This is a genomic window from Microbulbifer discodermiae (assembly GCF_040742695.1).
Lineage (GTDB): Bacteria > Pseudomonadota > Gammaproteobacteria > Pseudomonadales > Cellvibrionaceae > Microbulbifer.
The window spans coordinates 80,752-97,400 of sequence record NZ_JBFLAB010000008.1; the positions used below are offsets into that span (position 1 = coordinate 80,752).

Sequence of the window (16,649 nt, forward strand, 5' to 3'; positions counted from 1 at the left end):
GCCATACATGGCGAGGACTCGTGACGCCCTCAGGCACGACCCGGCGGGGCGGTTGAAAAGTTGGCAGGCCAGGAGGGACTCGAACCCCCAACAGCCGGTTTTGGAGACCGGTGCTCTACCAATTGAACTACTGGCCTGTATCCATTCGGGCCCATTACGCCGCCCGAAAATGCGGGGGCGGATCTTAACACCCTACCCCGCACTTGGCAAAGTCGCATATCTCAACGACTTTGAGACAGCCAATGATCATTCGATAATCTTGGCAACAACACCTGCGCCAACGGTACGACCACCTTCGCGGATCGCGAAGCGCAGCCCGTCTTCCATGGCGATGGGGGCGATCAGAGTGACTTTCATCTGGATATTGTCACCCGGCATCACCATCTCGGTACCTTCCGGCAGCTCCACCGCACCGGTCACGTCGGTGGTACGGAAGTAGAACTGCGGGCGGTAGCCCTTGAAGAACGGAGTGTGACGACCGCCTTCGTCCTTGGACAGGATGTACACTTCCGCTTCGAACTTGGTATGCGGAGTGATGGAACCCGGCTTGGCCAGTACCTGACCACGCTCTACCTCGTCGCGCTTGGTGCCGCGCAGCAGGGCGCCGATGTTCTCACCCGCACGACCTTCGTCCAGCAGCTTGCGGAACATCTCCACACCGGTACAGGTGGTGGTGGTGGTTTCCTTGATACCGACGATCTCAACTTCATCGCCAGTGTTGATCACACCGCGCTCTACACGGCCGGTCACTACGGTACCGCGGCCAGAGATAGAGAATACGTCTTCGATGGGCATCAGGAACGGCTGGTCTACGGCGCGCTCCGGCTCAGGGATGTACTCGTCCAGGGTTTCCACCAGCTTCTTGACTGCAGTGGTACCCATTTCGTTATCGTCTTTACCTTCCAGCGCCATCAGCGCGGAACCGATGATGATCGGGGTGTCGTCACCGGGGAATTCGTACTGGTCGAGCAGTTCGCGCACTTCCATTTCCACCAGCTCGAGCAGCTCTTCGTCATCGACCATGTCCGCTTTGTTCAGGAACACAACGATGTAAGGTACACCTACCTGACGGGACAGGAGGATGTGTTCGCGGGTCTGCGGCATGGGGCCGTCGGCAGCGGAACATACCAGGATAGCGCCGTCCATCTGCGCGGCACCGGTGATCATGTTCTTGACGTAGTCGGCGTGTCCGGGGCAGTCCACGTGGGCATAGTGGCGGACCGGGGACTCGTACTCCACGTGGGAGGTGGCGATGGTGATACCGCGCTCGCGCTCTTCCGGGGCATTGTCGATGCCGTCGAAGGCAACGGCGTCACCGCCCCAGACTTCCGAACATACGCGGGTCAGGGCAGCGGTGAGGGTGGTCTTGCCGTGGTCTACGTGACCGATGGTGCCCACGTTCACGTGGGGCTTGGAACGTTCAAACTTTTCTTTTGCCATTGCTAGCCTCCTAATATAGACACAGACAAAGCCCGCACCTACTTCCGGAACAGGCGCACCCGAGCAGCGAAACCCAAAACCCGGATACAAATAACCGCAGAGACCTCTGCCCCCGCGGTCATAAGAATGGAGCTCATGGGCGGAATTGAACCGCCGACCTCACCCTTACCAAGGGTGTGCTCTACCCCTGAGCTACATGAGCGTTTAACTGCCACAATCTGCCACCCGAGGGCAGCACAGCGACAGCACCCCGGAGATCACTACCTCGCCGCCGATCACCGACGGCACATCCCGAAACTCCGGCATTACGACTTGGAGCGGGCAGCGGGAATCGAACCCGCATCATCAGCTTGGAAGGCTGAGGTTCTACCGTTGAACTATGCCCGCGAACGGGAGACTCCAGACACAGGCCCTTCCATCTCCCGCTGGCAACACTGCCCGGCCCGGCGGCCGTCCAGCGTGTCAAATTGGTGCAGGGGGGTGGATTCGAACCACCGAAGCTTTCGCGTCAGATTTACAGTCTGATCCCTTTGGCCACTCGGGAACCCCTGCTCGAAAACGGCGTGTATTCTCTACACCAGCCAGAGCGCTGTCAACAATTTTCCCTTCAAATTCACAGACTTAACTGCACAATCCGACGACTTGCAGCACGGGAAGCAAAATGGAGCTGGCGAGAGGAGTCGAACCCCCGACCGGCTGATTACAAGTCAGCTGCTCTACCAACTGAGCTACGCCAGCCCTTTCCCTCACTATATGGAACCCGCTTCGGCCCCTAAGTGGAGGCGGGATTCTAGGGGATGTTCCCCCCACAAGCAACCGTTCCCGGCCGGGAAATTTGCCTTCTCAACCACCGGCGGATTGCTCTGGCCCGCGGTGGCCGGAGCGCACTTCATCACAGAGGTTCTGACGCAAACTGAGCTGCGGATACTCCAATTGCAGCTGTTGCCAGAACTCCTCCGCCAACTGCCCGCTGCCCCCGGGCGGGATAACCAGCCAGAGCTCCGCATAAGTCTGGGGCTCCTCGCGCATAAGGACATCGATACCGCGTCCACGCAAGTCGTCAACCAGTGATGCGGCGCGACCCCGCTCGGCAAAAATACCAAACGAGATGCCGTTGCTGAGGGAGCCTTTGGGAATCACATAGCTGTCGATTCCCTCGGCCTGCAACTGGCGCAGCTTGTGCAGCGCCTCGCGCCGGGAGCCCATCGGCGCCAGGTAGACCCAGTAGCGCATCTGCCCCTGCATTTCTATGTTGCGCAGTTGCGCCGTCACCTCCAGGGCCCCCAGCCGCTGCACAATATCCTCGCCCTGATACGCCTCTCCGAACGGGCCCAGTATGGTGCAGAGCTGGTCCTCCGCCAGTTCCGGCTCCGCCTGCTGCGGCGGCGGAGCCACAGCGGCAAGACTGTTCGCCGGCACCTCGCTGAGCAGCTGTATCCGCTCCCCCTGCGCCTCTTTTGGCGGTGGCCGCACGGCGGGAGTGTCGACGCTCTGCCCCAGAGTCTGAAACCAGGCAAAGAGGCCAACATTGACGAGAAACAGCAGTAAAACTATCCAGCGCATAGGGCTTATATGTGAATCCGAGTTATGGGTTGGTGAGCGCCAGTCCATCGAGCACCAGGTCCGGCACTATCTGGTAAGGCCACTCACAAAAAGACGAGATCAGCGCAGCATCACCGCCCGTCAGCCACAGGCGCGGCCCCGCACCACCGCTCTGGGACTCAAGCAGCCGCAGTGAACGCTCCACAGCCCCCAGTGCCATCAGCAGCAGTCCGCGGTTGACCGCCTCTCCGGTGTCCCGCCCGGGACTCAGCGACATCCCCGGAGAGGGGTCCAATGAGACCTTGACCGCGTCGGTATCCCGAAACAGCGCCCGGTGCATCAATTCAAGCCCCGGCAATATATAACCGCCCAGGTGCTGACCGCCAGCCCCCAGCAGATCCAGGGTCAACGCACTTCCACAATCAGCCACCAGCGCCGGACCCGGATAGCGCTGGTGGGCGGCCAGCACCGCCAGCCAGCGATCCACCCCCAAGCGGCCCACATCCCGATAGGCGCAGGTGACACCGGCACAGTCTGGCTCCACACGGGCAAACTCCACCGGCAGACCGAACTTGTCCCCGATAACCTGCTGCAGCACCCCCGCGACCTGAGCCCCGGCCACATTGGCCGCGCGCACCCGCCGCGGGCGCGCCAACGCACTTTCCCCCGGCAGCAGACCGCGGTGGAGATCGGCGTAGGACAGACTGCCCCGCGCCATCACCGCGCCAGCCCGGAGCTGGCGCCACTTGCCGCAGGAGTTTCCCAGGTCAAACTCGAGAATCACGGACACGCCTCACGCAGCGACAATTCACCGCCGTGGAAGCGCTGCAGCCGGCCATCCAGCTCCAGCAACAATGCCCCGGACGCGTCCACCCCGCGGGCCACACCACACCATTCCCGCTGCGCCGAGCGCAGAATCACGGGGCGGCCGGCAAACTGGTCCAGTTGCAGCCAGGCGTCCCGATAGGGGCCGAACCCCTCCCCCGGATACTGCTCCAGCAAGGGCAAAAGATGGTTGAGCACCGCCGCCGCAACCCGATTGCGATCCAGGCCGGGCCTGATACCCGCCAATTCCGCCCAGGGCTGGTCGATAGCCGCCGCACTCTGGGGCGACAGGCAAAAATTGAGCCCTATGCCGATTGCCACAGCGCAACTGTCCGAGAGGTCCCCGCTGAGTTCCAGCAGCACTCCCGCCAGCTTGCGCCCCCGCCACCAGATGTCGTTGGGCCATTTCACGCGCAGGTCCGGCACATCAAACTCGGCCATCGCCCTGGTCAGTGCCACACCCACCGCCAGACTCAGCCCCTCCAGCAGCTGAACGCCACCATTGAACTGCCAGCCGACAGAAAAGTGGATTCCGCCACCAAAGGGACTCACCCAGGGGCGACCGCGGCGGCCGCGGCCAGCCGTCTGCTGCTCCGCAAACATCACCACCGCGTGTCCGCAACGCCGCTCCAGCAGCTCCAGCATACGGGCGTTGGTGGAATCCACCTGGTCAACCACCTGCAAGCCGCCCAACAGGGCGCGCGCGCCCGGGTTTAAATAGGAGTCGATCGCCGCCGGCGACAACAGGTCCAGCCCACCGGGGAGGCGATAGCCACGCCCCTTCACAGACTCCAGCACTATTCCCTGCTGCTCCAGCTTCTGCAGCTGCTTCCACACTGCCGCACGGCTCACGCCCAACGCGGAGCCCAGGGATTCCCCGGAATGCACCTCTCCGTCGGCCAGCAGTTCCAGCACCGGGCGCAACGTCTGCAATGGATTGTTACGGGACAATTTCAGCTTCCCAAATAGCGGCGGTGGTAACGGTGGCCCAGGCCGGTAAGAATTTCGTACCCAATGGTTCCGGCATGGGCGGCGATCTCATCCACCGTGAGTTCGGTGTTCAACACCTGAATCGTCTGCAGAGCATCCCGGTCCGCCGGCTCCAGCGCGGAAATATCGTAGGTGGCGGAGTCCATCGACACCCTGCCCACCATCGGCAGCCGCCGGCCACAGGCCCAGCCGCAACCGCGACCCGCCTGAGAGCGCAGTATACCGTCGGCATAGCCACCCCGCGCCACCGCCAGCCAGGTACCGGCATCCACCGACTGGGTTGCGCCGTAGCCCACCTGGCGCCGCTGGCTCACATAGCGCGTCTGCACCACCGGCAGGCTCAGTTCCACCACCGCGCGCATGGGGTTTTCCCTCCCCGGCGTGGGGTTGATACCGAAGAGGGCCGAGCCCGGGCGGGCGATATCGAAGTGGTATTCCGGGCCGAGAAAAATACCCGATGAATTGGTCAGGCTGAGGCGAACCTGCGGCAACCGCTCGCGCAATCGCTCTGCAGCGCGGCTAAAATTTTCCAGTTGCACGCGGTTGAGCGGATGCTGAGACTGGTCCGCGCAAGCCAGGTGACTCATCAGCAGGCGAATATTTGCCGCCCTCAGTAAAGGGAGGTCCTGCAGCAGAACATCGAAGTCCTCCGCAGTCATTCCGAGGCGGGTCATCCCCGTGTCCACTTTGAGCACCGAGGGCGCCGCGACCCCTGCCCGCCCGCAGGCCTCCACCCAGGCCCGCACCTGCGGCAGGGTAAACAACACCGGCAGCAGGCCCGAACCGATACAGCGGCCTTCATTGCCCGGCCGCACCCCGGTGAAAACTGCGATGGACACATCACTGCCCAGCAGGGCACGCAGCTGCTCCCCCTCGGCCTGAGTGGCGACAAAAAAGTCGCGACAGCCGCGTCGATACAAAGCCGGCGCCACATGCTCCATACCCAGGCCGTAGGCATTGGCCTTTACCACTGCGCCGCAGCGGCTGCCGTCGGCCAGGCGCCCGGCCAGGTCCTGATAATTAGCAGCGATGGACTCCAAATCGATACTCAGCAGCCCCTCGCGGGAATCGTTCATGCCCTCACCAACCTCTCTTCACCGGCTATGCGGCCCCCAGCAGGCTCTCCCGGCGCAAGGCCCGGGCGCCGACTAATATACACAGCCCCACAGCCGAAAGGGTGACCAGGGAGCCGGCCAGGGCCATAGGCACAGATACGGGCTCCCCCGCCATTAACAGGTTCAACCACAGTTGCTGACCGAGAAACGGGATCAGCTGCCAGGCGGAGGCCTCCAGGTCGATACCGGACAGGTTCCACACCACCAACAGCATCAGCGGTAGCCCCTGCAAAATATTCAGCTGGATCTGGGCATCCTTAAAGGACCGCGAACGCAGTGCCAGCAGTATCTGCAATACCGCCACCAACAGTGCAAGCGGCAGCAGCAACAACCCCATCACCAGCGACGACCAGGCGTCAGCGGAAAACTGGACGCCGATATCCGCCAGAGGCAGTAGCGCGAAAGCGATGGTTAACACCGCCAGCGAGATCAGCGCACCTAGCCAGCCTATGCTGGTCACCGCCAGCACTTTTGCCACTATGATCTGCCAGCCTCGCAATGGCTGCTGCAGCAATATTTCGATGCTCATACGTTCGCGCTCCCCGGCGGAGGTATCGATCGACGGGGCCGCACTGCACACCAGCAACGCCGAAATCAGCAGTACCTGGACCAAGGTACCGAGCACCGCCACCGCACGGCTGGAGGGTGTACTGACATCGCGCACCTGCAATTGCCAGGGAGCCAAAAGCCCGGGGGCAATGCCCTGCGCCGAGAGGCGCTGTTGCGCAACGATTCGCTCCAGTCCATTCAGGCGCGCCTGCAGAAGTTGCGCACCCCGCCCACCGGATTGCTCCGAGCCATCCAAGTATAAATAAATCTGCGGCGTCGACAGGTCCCGGTAGCGCTCCTCGAACGCCACCTCTATCTGCAGCACCAGGTCATACCGCTCCCGCAGCAGTTCCGGCGGGGAGCCCTCATCCAGGAGTTCCAGTTGCAAGCCATCTCCCCGCAACCGCTCCACCAATAGCGGCGCATATTCAGCACCGATAACCGCGACATTGGCATGGTCTTCAGACAACACCTTCAGGGACAGGGAGCCGGCGCCGACCATCAGCGCGGGAAACAGCAGGGTGAAAGCCGCGGCAATCATCAGAGCGCGCCGGTCGCGCCAGACTTCCAAAAACTCTTTGCCCGTTAAAGCGCGCATCTGCCGCGAGAACAAATCCTTTACCGCACTCATGGCAGTGCCCCCTGTTTATCCATTAGCTCCCGCTCTCCATAGGCGAGCGCGACAAAACTGTCCTCCAGGTTGCCACATCCGGACTGTTCGTTAAGCGCATCCGGCGTGCCATCGCCGACGATGGTGCCACCGGCCATAACCAGCACTGTATCGGAAAGCTCCAGCACCTCCGCCATGATATGGCTTGAGAACAGTATGGCCGTTCCCTCCGCGCGCAATCGCAACAGCGTTTTGCGCAGCAAGCGGGCGGCCAGCACATCCAGGCCCCGGGTGGGCTCATCGAGAATCAAATGGCTGGGCCTGTGTACCAGTGCCCGGGCCAGAGAGACCTTCATACGTTCCCCCTGGGAAAACCCCTTGATGCGCCGGTCCCAGAGATCGTTCAGTTCCAGTTCCGCGCGGATACGCACCAGCGCCTGCTCCAGCTCCGCAGCGGGCACTTCCTGGGCACTGGCAAAAAAGGACAAATATTCGCCGACAGTGAGGCGCTCGTACAAACCCTCCCGGTCACCGATGATGCCCAGCTGTCGACGAATGGCCAAGGGGTGGCGGGCCACATCCAGGCCGCCCACTGAAACCTCGCCCCCATCAGCCTTCAGCAGACCGGAGATAATGCGCAGACAGGTCGTCTTGCCCGCGCCATTGGCGCCCAGCAGCGCAGTGATGCGGCCGTCGGGCACCGAAAAGCTGAGGTTGTGCAGCACCCGCCTGCCCGCAAACTGTTTGTTGACTGATTCAACCCGGATCACTGCCGCGCCCTCCGATTTCCATTTGCCCCCCTGCCTCCCCGCGCTGTGCCCCCAGCTCCGGGCCGAATTTGTCGACCATGAATGGGGGCCTTTGAATCTCCTCTACGCAGCCCGGATCCAGCGAGGTCTCAGGCGCCTTGAGGAAGCGCTCGATCAGTTCGGGGATACAACCGCGGGCAGAATTGGAGTGCCCGCCCCCCGCCACGACCAGGTGTTGCTTATCGGTGAGGTAATCCAGGTGTGTATCCGCATAAACGGGTGGCGTAATCGGGTCCGCCTCGCCGGAAATCAGCAGAACCGGATGGCTCCTGGACTCCGGTTGGGGGTAGGGCCTTTCAGCCACCGGCCATACCCGGCAACCCCGCTCAAACAGGGCTACATAGGCTGTGCCGAGAAACGTATCCGCACTGTCACTGGCAACCTCCTCGTCGCTGGTCCGGCTCAGCTCCTCGGCGCAGGCCACCGAAAAGGTGAGGCCCAGCGACATGTTGTTCCCGCGCAAAACGCCTTCAATTGCCGCCAGGGGGCGATAATTGCCACTGCCGGCCTGCTTGATGGCATAGGGTAGTTGCGCCGCGGTTTCCGGCAGGTAGAGAGCGCCGCGGATGATGTTCAGCAAAATCCAACGGGGTACCGGCTCCCCGGTAAGCACACCGGTATAAGGGTCGGGAAACCGGCGGGTATCATTGTCCCAGTCTTGCAGCAGCTGATCGAGGTCGGCCCGCCAGTCCCCGAGCCGGGCACAGGCCGGGTCCCCGGAACAGTCCCGCTCCAGTTTTCGCAACGCTTGTTCCGCCGCCGTCGCGGCTAAAAAAACCTTGACCTCAATGGGCGCCACCGCGTCCAGAACCAGGCTGTTCAAGCTTTCCGGGTACCATTGCTGGTAGAGCAGGGCTGTGCGGCTACCCCAGGAAACGCCCCACAGGGCAATCTTTGTATGCCCCAGATACTGTCGCACCCGCTCCAGGTCATCGACCTCCTGGCGGCTACTCAGGGAGTTGGCGAAATCTTTCTGTTGCAGATAGCAGTCCGCCAGCTGTGCGGAAAACACTTCCAGATCGTCGGGGGGGTCCAGCTTCCAGCCACAATCCAACGGCTGTGAGCGCCCTACACCGCGGCGATCCACCAGCACTATCGCGCGCTCCCGGTTTATCCTGTCAAACAGATTCAGCAGTGGCGCCAGGTCGCTGGCCGCCTGGCCCGGCCCCCCGGCGAGCAAATAGAGTGGCGCCCTGCCAACTTCGTTTACCGCGGGCGCCACCATCACCGCGAGATCTACTTTTGTCACCCCTTCACCAACGGTGAGACGCGAACACTTAAGCGCACTCCTCCAGCCATCCAGGTAGCAGTCACGGCTATCCACCGCTTCGGACCAGACTACCTGGGACAGGCTTCCGTAAAGCATGGCTACAACAGTGCCAAGCCACCGCATCCAGGTCATAACCGAACTCCCCCTCAACAAAATACCAAGCCCGGCAGTATAGCCAGCAACCATCGCTTTTGGCCGCGCATTCTATTACAGCCAATTACATTAGCGCCCACTCACCCACAGTGGTAAGGTGCCCGCTTTACAATACCCGTCCCCTGTCCATGAGCTTTTCAGACCGAGAAAAACAGTTGATCCGTGCCGCCTTTGCCTGGGGACAGACCGCCCAGAGGGAAGGCTATGTCCTGACCGACTGGGAAATCGAGAAGTCAGTGCTTTTTCGCCGACTGCTGTCCGGGCGCCCGCCTTTACTATTCCCTCCACCACTGCGCCACGGCTTTCCCTGGTACGAGGTTATCGAGGGTCGTGCTGAACATGTCGTCAACGCAATGGAAGCCCCGGCGCAGAGTGGTACCGGTATTCTTATCGACGGGTCCCTCTGGCGCCTGGTACAAACCCTGACCGAGGGCGAGGACTATATCGTAGCCTGGGGCGACTACCCCATGCGCTGGAGGCTGCGGAAACACTGGAAAGTGAACAGCGCAATGACCCGGCAGCTACGCAGTTTCCGCAGCAAAAATCCCGGCGCAGCGGTCGGCTTCGAGGGCAGTTCGGAGCAGAGGGAATGCGATGAGTTTCGCATCGACAAACAACAGACTGTCTCGCTGGGCGAGTGGCAGCTCAGCCGTATCGGCCTGTCGGGATGGGTCTGGGTCGGCACTCCCGTAGCGCCGCCGGCTGACTCCGCACTGTGCCCCCTGCACAGTGACCCCGAGGGTCCGCTGCTTATCGGCGAACAAAATAGAGAACGCGGCGCAGGATGGCTGAGGATGGAGAGCGCCGATGGGGAATTCCGTTTTCTCAAGCTCGGCCAGGATCTCCACTATCAGAGCCTTATCGAAACAGCCAGGTCCAACTGGGAATCCCTGCTCCACGGTGTGGAAGGTGACCAACTGGAGATCATGGATTGGTGCGATCAAAAGGCCCAGCGCCAGTTTGAGATTTCCGCCCAACTGGTGCCGCTGGAAAATTTTGGCTTTGACGGGACCAGCCTCGATCTGCTGCCGGAAAATCTGGCAGGTTGCTGAAAAAGCCCTGCGCGGCTTTTTCAGCCCGGGGTTGCGGCGCATCGGACCAGGATGCAATCACTACCCGCCAATTACACAACAAAGAAAAGTCAAACCCTGCGGTAGTCATTGAAGGATGGAGACAGCGATGAGCGGCGCCAGGAGTCCCGACCTCGGGACACAGACACCGGACGCCGCGACAGTGGCAGAATCCAGCTGCGCCGATGATCCGCCGATGAGGCCTTTCCTGATCCTTTGGACAGGACAGGCGCTGTCACTGGTCGGCAGTCAGGCAGTCCAGTTCGCAATCATCTGGTGGCTGACCATCCAGACCGGCTCCGCCACCGTGCTCGCTACGGCGTCGCTGTTCGGCCTCCTGCCCCCGATCCTGGTCGGCCCATTCGCAGGGGCCCTTGTCGATCGCTGGAACCGCAAACGGGTAATGCTCGCCGCCGACGCCCTGGTGGCGGCCACATCACTGGGGTTAGCGGCTCTCTTCCTGCTCGACATGGCGAGTGTCGAAACTGTGTTCGCCGCGCTCCTCCTGCGCGCGATCGGATCAACCTTCCATGCACCGGCGATGCTCGCGTCCACGACACTGATGGTCCCCGAACGGCACCTGACCCGCATCCAGGGCATTAACCAGATGATGCTGGGCGGCATGCTCGTCATCGCCGCGCCCTTGGGCGGACTCCTGGTCGCTACCCTCTCAATGAGCGGTATCATGTTGGTGGATGTCGCTACCGCGCTAATCGCAATCCTACCGCTGGTCTTCATTCGTGTACCTCAGCCGGAGCGATCCAGCGAAGAGCCGTCGTCCACTGGGGTCCGCGGGACCTTGCGGGACGTGGACGAAGGATTCACCTACCTGCGCGAGCGGCCGGGCCACATGGGCTTAGTTCTGATCGCTATGGGCGTCAATATGCTGCTGATCCCGGCCTTCTCACTACTGCCACTGCTTGTGAGTGAGGAGCTGACAGGAACAGCGACCGACCTCGCCTGGACCAACTCGGTGTTTGGTATCGGCTCGTTTGCCGGTGGAATCCTGCTGGGAATCTGGGGCGGGTTCAGGCGGCGCATCCTGACGACCCTGAGCGGCCTTATGGCCATGGGCATCGCGACCCTCGGGGTGGGAATGGCGCCCAGTGTGCTGGCCGTCGCCGGTGCGATGTTCGCGATCGGCGTCATCACGGCCATGGTCAACGGCCCTATCCACGCAATCCTTCAGGCGACAGTCGCCACGGATTTTCAGGGCCGCATCTTCTCGCTGGTGGGCAGCCTCGCCGGCATCACTGCCCCGGTGGGTCTGCTGCTCGCCGCACCCGTCGCCGAGCTGGTCGGTGTCCGGGCCTGGTACATCGCCGGTGCCGCCGGCTGCATACTGATGGGGCTCTCCGGTTTCCTTACCCCCGCGATCCTGCGCATAGAGGGGGAAGCGGAAGTGACCGTCGAAGGGCCGCAACCGACTACCGCCGATTGACGCTGCCGGGTACCGCCGTTATCCCAGGGATAAATGAGGGCCTGATGACACTAACTCGATCGGTACGGCCATACCGCTTGCAGCTTAACAGGGACTCTTGGGCCGCAAATCCAGCGTGTGACTGCCTGATTTGTCGAAGAGAGTTAGAGGAAAGCCTGGGAAAGCTTTTTCAACAACCTGATAAAGGCTGGCGCTTTTTTATACTCAGCGGCCGGACTATCGCAATCGCTGGCTCGCAGCGGGATATTCAACACTTATACACAAACTCGCCCCGGTTTTCTGTTGGTAACTTCAGACTGTTAGGGCCTGTCCACCGCTGCCAACAGCAGCAGCTCATAGGGTGACTCCAGCTCGACCTTGCCCCCCTCTACCGGCACCTGCTGGCCGGAGTAGAAGTCCCGCACCAGCTCACCATCGGCGAAGACCCCATACACAGGTATGGACTTCCTGCCCGGTGCCAGACCCAGGGACACCAACACCGGCTGTTCACCGTTCAGTGTGCGCGAAAACACATAGGGCTGTTCCGACAGCATTTTGTGCACCCCCGCACCCACAGCCGGATGGGCCTGACGGAACTGCCCCAGCTTTTGCCAGTGCAACAGGATGGCCTGTGTCTGCGGCTCGCCCAGTTGGTCCCAGTTCATAAATCCGCGCAACTGCGCATCGCCCTGGGCATCGGTCATATGCAGGGGTCGCGCCAGTTCATCGCCGTAGTAGATTTGTGCTGCTCCAGGTGCCAGCATCAATTTGGTCGCCGCCTCCCGGGCATGCTGACGCCGGCGATCGAACGAATGCATATCGTCATGGGAAGCCAAATAATTGAGTATGGCCACCCCGTCCAGGGCACCGCCGTGCAGATCCCCGGAGTAGCTGGCGAGCAGTGACTCGGTATCGCCCTTGACGCGCCGGGCAAAATCGAAATTGATCAGACTGTCAAAGCCGTAGTCGAAAAAATCCACCTGGCGATCGCCAAAATCGTAATTGCGGCCCTCACTCGCACCAAAACTGTCGGCGCCAAAGCCATAGACCTCCCCCAGCATAAAAAAACCCCGGTCATCGGGTTTCTCCCCGGGGTTGTCCGCTTTCCACTTAGCCAGCGCCCGGCTCGCCTCCCGTTTCAGCAACCGCCAGACTTGTGGCTCCACATGTTTGGCGGTGTCCACGCGAAAACCGTCCACACCATAGTCGCGCACCCAGTCGGTGACCCATTTAATGAGATAGTATTTCGGCGCGCGGGGGTATCCGGTGCGGGCGAAAAATTCGTCCAGCTCAGCTTTTTCCCGCTCCAGGCGCCCCTCTTGCTGCCACTTGGCCACCAGCGCCGGCGGCAGTGCCACCGGCGCTTCACTTTCGGTGCGGATATCCGGCAGGTTGGCAACCAGGGTGCAGCGCACGTTGCCGGCAAAGCCGGACCAGTTGCACACCGGCTCGGTGCGCACCCAGGACAGCGGCGCCCGCGGGTCGCGACCGGTCACCGGCCCCGTGTGGTTGATAATCACATCCAGCAACACACGAATACCGTGTCGGTGCGCCGTGCGGACAAATTCCTCCAGTAGTGCCTCACTGCCAAAGTTGCGGTCGACTGCGGTCCAGTCCTTTGGCCAGTAACCGTGGTAGGCGTAGGTGCGGCCGGTGCCCTCGTCAGTCGCGCCGTGAATCTGCTCGTACAGCGGCGAGACCCAAATGGCATCCACCCCCAATTGGTTGAAGTAGCCCTGGTTAAGTTTGTCGATCACCCCCTGCAGATCCCCCCCCATAAAGCCGCGCAGGGGCCCTGCATCCGCTTGCCGGCCATAGGACAGGTCATTGTCGGTGTCCCCGTTGGCGAAACGGTCCGGCAACATAAAATAGATGGTGGCGTTATGCCAGAAGGGGTCGGCAGCGGTGCTGCTTGAGACGGCGGCAAGCACAAAGGCGGCAAGGATCGGGGCGATTCGTTTCATAGTTATGTCTCCGGACTCGGCGCCGGCTATGGTCAACCGGGCAACCCACTCTAATCGCTCCCGGAGCAGCCGCATCCTCCCGCAGGGGGCGTAGATGGCGCACGCTTGCGCCGGCACTGGTATGCGGATAGCTTATCAACCTGACGGCCGGACAAGGTTTTTATCACCTGCCGGATAGCCACCAGTGAAACCGCGCCCGCCAGTCACGGTCAAAGGCTCAAGGGGCGCCTGGTGACAACCTGGCGCCCGCTCCCGGCCGCAAACCGGATACCCAATAAGCTTGAGGAGGTGAGGGAATGTCAGAGCATCAGTCCGGCCGCGTCTGGATCGCCGGCCTAATCGTCCTTGCCGCCCTGGCGGTAGGGGCCTACTTTCTCGTCAGCACCGGCCCCCAACCTGAGCCTGCTCCACCACCGGTGGTAGAGCCCGAGCCTGAAGCCGAGGTGACCCCCATCCCGGAACCGGAGCAGACACCGGTGCCGGAACCGGCGCCGGAAACCCAACCGCAGCGACAATTGCCAGCACTCAACGACAGCGATGCCATTGTGCGCAACGACCTGCTCAGCCTGGCACCCGATGGTGCGCTCGGGCGCTGGCTGGTGACCGACGAGGTAATCCGCAAGTGGGTGGCCGCCGTCAACGCGGCCTCCAGCGGCGAAATGATGGCCAAGAACCGCCCCTACAACAGCCCCCGCGGCACACTGCTGGTGACTGAGGAGGGTCCCACCGGGATGACACTGTCGGAGGGGAATTACCGGCGCTACGACGCACCGGTAAGATTGCTGGCGATGATGGACAACGACGCCGCTGTGGCGCTCTACCGTTTCTGGTACCCGCGACTGGCGGAAGCCTATAGGGAACTCGGTATCCGCGATAAGCGCTTCCACGATGTGGTGCTCAAGGCGATCGATCGGGTACTGGCAGCACCGGAAGTGGATCAACCCGTGCAATTGGTGCGCCCGTCGGTCTACTACAAGTTTGCCGATCCCAAAATTGAAAAACTCCCGGGCGTACACAAACTCCTGATCCGCATGGGCCCGGACAATGCGGCGCGGGTAAAGGAAAAACTGCGGGCGTTGAAAGCCGACCTTGAACAGTTGCGAATGGAAAACTAGGCCCTGTTGACACTAACTGAGATAGTCCTGCTGCCACTGGTTTTGTGGCCTGCAAGGCAGGAATTGCGCTGCGTGGTGGGTCCACATAAGCAATTTCTATCGCCGCAGGGCGCGAAACCAGGGGCAGCCCTTCGGGTTGTGCCAGAAAAGGCGCCACTCTTCGTTGCTCGTCGCTCATTTGGAACAACCAAATCGCTCTCCTCTTGCCTCGATTGGCACCTTTTCTGCCACAACAGGGCCAACTCAGTTAGTGTCAACAGGCCCTAAGTAAGGTGCCGGGTTAACAAAAAGGCAGATATTCCTCGTGGGCTGGCAGACTTTTTACGGTTCCGTCGATCAGGGTTTTCAGGCTGGCCATCAACTCATCCAACTGCCGCTCGGACAGGGTATCGGCGATGGGGTGATAGTCCTCAGGGACTATACCCTGCCCGAGCATCACCTGCTGCCAGGCCTCCTCCGTGAACAGATCGTCGTAATCCCGGAACACCTTGCCCGTGTGCCGGAAGAGTTCGATTTTATCCGCTAATGTGGACGGAATTTCCATCGCCTCGCACTGGCGCCAGAAATCTGTGTCCCGGCGCTGATTCAATTTGTAGTGCAGGATTATAAAATCCCGGATGCGCTCCATCTCCACCTTTGACTGGCGGTTGAACTCAGCCACCTCCGCGGGCCTGATCCCACGATGGGGAAAGGATTTGATCAGACGTGTGGCAGCGGACTGGATCAGATGGATACTGGTGGACTCCAGCGGTTCCAGAAAGCCGCTCGACAGCCCGATGCTCACCACATTTCTGTCCCACTGATTGCGGCGGCGGCCGGTGCGAAACGGTATGATGCGCGGCTCCGCCAGCGCCTCGCCATCCAGACTGTCCATCAGCGCCTCCCTGGCCTGAGCGTCGCTCCAGTGATCGCTGGAGTAGACGATACCGTTGCCGCTGCGATGCTGCAGGGGAATGCGCCACTGCCAACCGGCGGCCCGTGCTATGGAGCGGGTATAGGGAATCAGGGGGCGGCTGCCGGCACTGGGTACCGCCATGGCCCTGTCGCATGGCAACCACTGCGACCAGCTTTCCAGATCGATCCCCAGCGTTTTTTCAATCAGCAGCGCGGCCAGACCGGTGCAGTCCACAAACAGCCCGGCGGCAATCCGCTGCCCGCCCCCAAGGGACAGGCTTTCCACAAAGCCATCCCGGGGGCACAGCTGCACACCGCTGACGGTACCCTCGATTCTGTGGACGCCTTTGTCCTCGGCGAAGCGGCGCAGAAACTGTGCATAGAGCCCGGCGTCAAAATGATAGGCGTAAGAGATACCGGGCAGGTTGGTGCCTTTGATCTGCGCCAGTGGTGCAAACCTGTTGTGAACTGCGGCCTGGTAATTGAGCGAATAGTCCCAGTAACTGGATGTGCCGCCGGCGTGCCGGTGCCTGCACCAGAAGTGGTGGAAATCGCAGAAGGGAAACTTCTTGCCGACACTGCCAAAGGCGTGCATATAGCTCTCGCCCTGACGGAGCCAGTTTTCGAACTGGATACCCAGTTTGATGGTGCCCTTGGTGGCCCGGAGAAATTCCCGTTCATCCAACCCCAGGGCTTGATTGAAATTGACGATCGGCGGAATAGTAGCCTCGCCGACACCGACAGTGCCGATGCGGTCCGATTCCACCAGAGTAATGGAAATTGCTTTGCCGAGTACCTTGGCCAAGAGTGCGGCGATCATCCAGCCAGCGGTTCCGCCACCCAGAATCACGACTTTTTTGATCTTGGCACCGCTCACTGAAAC

Annotated in this window: 13 protein-coding genes and 5 tRNA genes; 3 read left to right on the forward strand and 15 right to left on the reverse strand. The window is 61.5% G+C overall.

Annotated features, from left to right (window positions below):
• Positions 1–61 precede the first annotated feature (61 nt).
• From AB1S50_RS04970 to AB1S50_RS05030, 13 genes are all read right to left on the reverse strand, one after another.
• Positions 62–137, reverse strand: a tRNA-Trp gene (locus AB1S50_RS04970).
• A gap of 109 nt (positions 138–246) precedes the next feature.
• Complete coding sequence (gene tuf, locus AB1S50_RS04975; RefSeq protein WP_367149365.1) at positions 247–1,440, reverse strand: elongation factor Tu; 1,194 nt, start codon at positions 1,438–1,440, stop codon at positions 247–249.
• Positions 1,441–1,567: 127 nt separating this feature from the next.
• A tRNA-Thr gene (locus tag AB1S50_RS04980) sits at positions 1,568–1,642 on the reverse strand.
• A 111-nt stretch (positions 1,643–1,753) separates the two neighbouring features.
• Positions 1,754–1,827: transfer RNA gene (locus AB1S50_RS04985), tRNA-Gly, on the reverse strand.
• Positions 1,828–1,908: 81 nt separating this feature from the next.
• Positions 1,909–1,992, reverse strand: a tRNA-Tyr gene (locus AB1S50_RS04990).
• A gap of 110 nt (positions 1,993–2,102) precedes the next feature.
• Positions 2,103–2,178, reverse strand: a tRNA-Thr gene (locus AB1S50_RS04995).
• A 105-nt stretch (positions 2,179–2,283) separates the two neighbouring features.
• Complete coding sequence (locus AB1S50_RS05000; RefSeq protein ID WP_367149366.1) at positions 2,284–3,003, reverse strand: SPOR domain-containing protein; 720 nt, start codon at positions 3,001–3,003, stop codon at positions 2,284–2,286.
• Between the two features lie 22 nt (positions 3,004–3,025).
• Positions 3,026–3,766: a type III pantothenate kinase gene (locus tag AB1S50_RS05005; protein ID WP_367149367.1), complete on the reverse strand. Its 741-nt coding sequence runs from the start codon at positions 3,764–3,766 to the stop codon at positions 3,026–3,028.
• Positions 3,763–4,758 carry a bifunctional biotin--[acetyl-CoA-carboxylase] ligase/biotin operon repressor BirA gene (birA, locus tag AB1S50_RS05010; protein WP_367149368.1) on the reverse strand — a complete coding sequence of 332 codons (996 nt, stop codon included), beginning with the start codon at positions 4,756–4,758 and terminating at the stop codon, positions 3,763–3,765. The genes AB1S50_RS05005 and birA overlap by 4 nt, the downstream gene beginning before the upstream one ends.
• 2 nt (positions 4,759–4,760) lie before the next feature.
• Entirely contained in the window at positions 4,761–5,873 is a 1,113-nt protein-coding gene (alr, locus tag AB1S50_RS05015) for an alanine racemase (RefSeq protein ID WP_367149369.1), read from the reverse strand.
• 25 nt (positions 5,874–5,898) lie between these two features.
• Entirely contained in the window at positions 5,899–7,092 is a 1,194-nt protein-coding gene (locus tag AB1S50_RS05020; protein ID WP_367149370.1) for an ABC transporter permease, read from the reverse strand.
• On the reverse strand, positions 7,089–7,841 hold the full coding sequence (locus AB1S50_RS05025) for an ABC transporter ATP-binding protein (RefSeq protein ID WP_367149371.1): 753 nt from the start codon (positions 7,839–7,841) through the stop codon (positions 7,089–7,091). Before AB1S50_RS05025 ends, AB1S50_RS05020 begins: the two co-directional genes overlap by 4 nt.
• A complete protein-coding gene (locus tag AB1S50_RS05030) occupies positions 7,828–9,282 on the reverse strand; it encodes an alpha/beta hydrolase (protein ID WP_367149372.1) in 1,455 nt (484 codons plus the stop codon). Before AB1S50_RS05030 ends, AB1S50_RS05025 begins: the two co-directional genes overlap by 14 nt.
• 149 nt (positions 9,283–9,431) lie before the next feature.
• On the opposite strand from AB1S50_RS05030, the gene AB1S50_RS05035 reads away from it, so the two are divergent.
• Together AB1S50_RS05035 and AB1S50_RS05040 are read left to right on the forward strand one after the other, a co-directional pair.
• Entirely contained in the window at positions 9,432–10,355 is a 924-nt protein-coding gene (locus AB1S50_RS05035) for a hypothetical protein (RefSeq protein ID WP_367149373.1), read from the forward strand.
• A gap of 127 nt (positions 10,356–10,482) precedes the next feature.
• A complete protein-coding gene (locus AB1S50_RS05040) occupies positions 10,483–11,814 on the forward strand; it encodes an MFS transporter (protein ID WP_367149374.1) in 1,332 nt (443 codons plus the stop codon).
• 299 nt (positions 11,815–12,113) lie between these two features.
• Here the strand turns inward: AB1S50_RS05040 and AB1S50_RS05045 are convergent, their stop codons facing one another.
• Positions 12,114–13,757, reverse strand: coding sequence for an alpha-amylase family glycosyl hydrolase (locus tag AB1S50_RS05045; RefSeq protein ID WP_367149376.1), 1,644 nt, complete (start codon positions 13,755–13,757; stop codon positions 12,114–12,116).
• Positions 13,758–14,053: 296 nt separating this feature from the next.
• Here AB1S50_RS05045 and AB1S50_RS05050 point away from each other — a divergent pair, with 296 nt between their 5' ends.
• Complete coding sequence (locus AB1S50_RS05050) at positions 14,054–14,872, forward strand: DUF3014 domain-containing protein (RefSeq protein ID WP_367149377.1); 819 nt, start codon at positions 14,054–14,056, stop codon at positions 14,870–14,872.
• 280 nt (positions 14,873–15,152) lie between these two features.
• Here AB1S50_RS05050 and AB1S50_RS05055 read toward each other — a convergent pair whose 3' ends face one another.
• Positions 15,153–16,643, reverse strand: a complete 1,491-nt coding sequence (locus AB1S50_RS05055; RefSeq protein ID WP_367149378.1) for a tryptophan halogenase family protein — start codon at positions 16,641–16,643, stop codon at positions 15,153–15,155.
• Positions 16,644–16,649 lie beyond the last annotated feature (6 nt).

What these genes read in the sequence shown, in the direction of transcription:
- AB1S50_RS05035 (WP_367149373.1), top strand. Translation starts at nt 9,432, where the DNA reads ATGAGCTTTTCAGACCGAGAAAAACAGTTGATCCGTGCCGCCTTTGCC.
- AB1S50_RS05030 (WP_367149372.1), bottom strand. Translation starts at nt 9,282, where the DNA reads ATGACCTGGATGCGGTGGCTTGGCACTGTTGTAGCCATGCTTTACGGA.
- AB1S50_RS05045 (WP_367149376.1), bottom strand. Translation starts at nt 13,757, where the DNA reads ATGAAACGAATCGCCCCGATCCTTGCCGCCTTTGTGCTTGCCGCCGTC.
- tuf (WP_367149365.1), bottom strand. Translation starts at nt 1,440, where the DNA reads ATGGCAAAAGAAAAGTTTGAACGTTCCAAGCCCCACGTGAACGTGGGC.
- AB1S50_RS05000 (WP_367149366.1), bottom strand. Translation starts at nt 3,003, where the DNA reads ATGCGCTGGATAGTTTTACTGCTGTTTCTCGTCAATGTTGGCCTCTTT.
- AB1S50_RS05040 (WP_367149374.1), top strand. Translation starts at nt 10,483, where the DNA reads ATGAGCGGCGCCAGGAGTCCCGACCTCGGGACACAGACACCGGACGCC.
- AB1S50_RS05050 (WP_367149377.1), top strand. Translation starts at nt 14,054, where the DNA reads ATGTCAGAGCATCAGTCCGGCCGCGTCTGGATCGCCGGCCTAATCGTC.
- alr (WP_367149369.1), bottom strand. Translation starts at nt 5,873, where the DNA reads ATGAACGATTCCCGCGAGGGGCTGCTGAGTATCGATTTGGAGTCCATC.
- AB1S50_RS05020 (WP_367149370.1), bottom strand. Translation starts at nt 7,092, where the DNA reads ATGAGTGCGGTAAAGGATTTGTTCTCGCGGCAGATGCGCGCTTTAACG.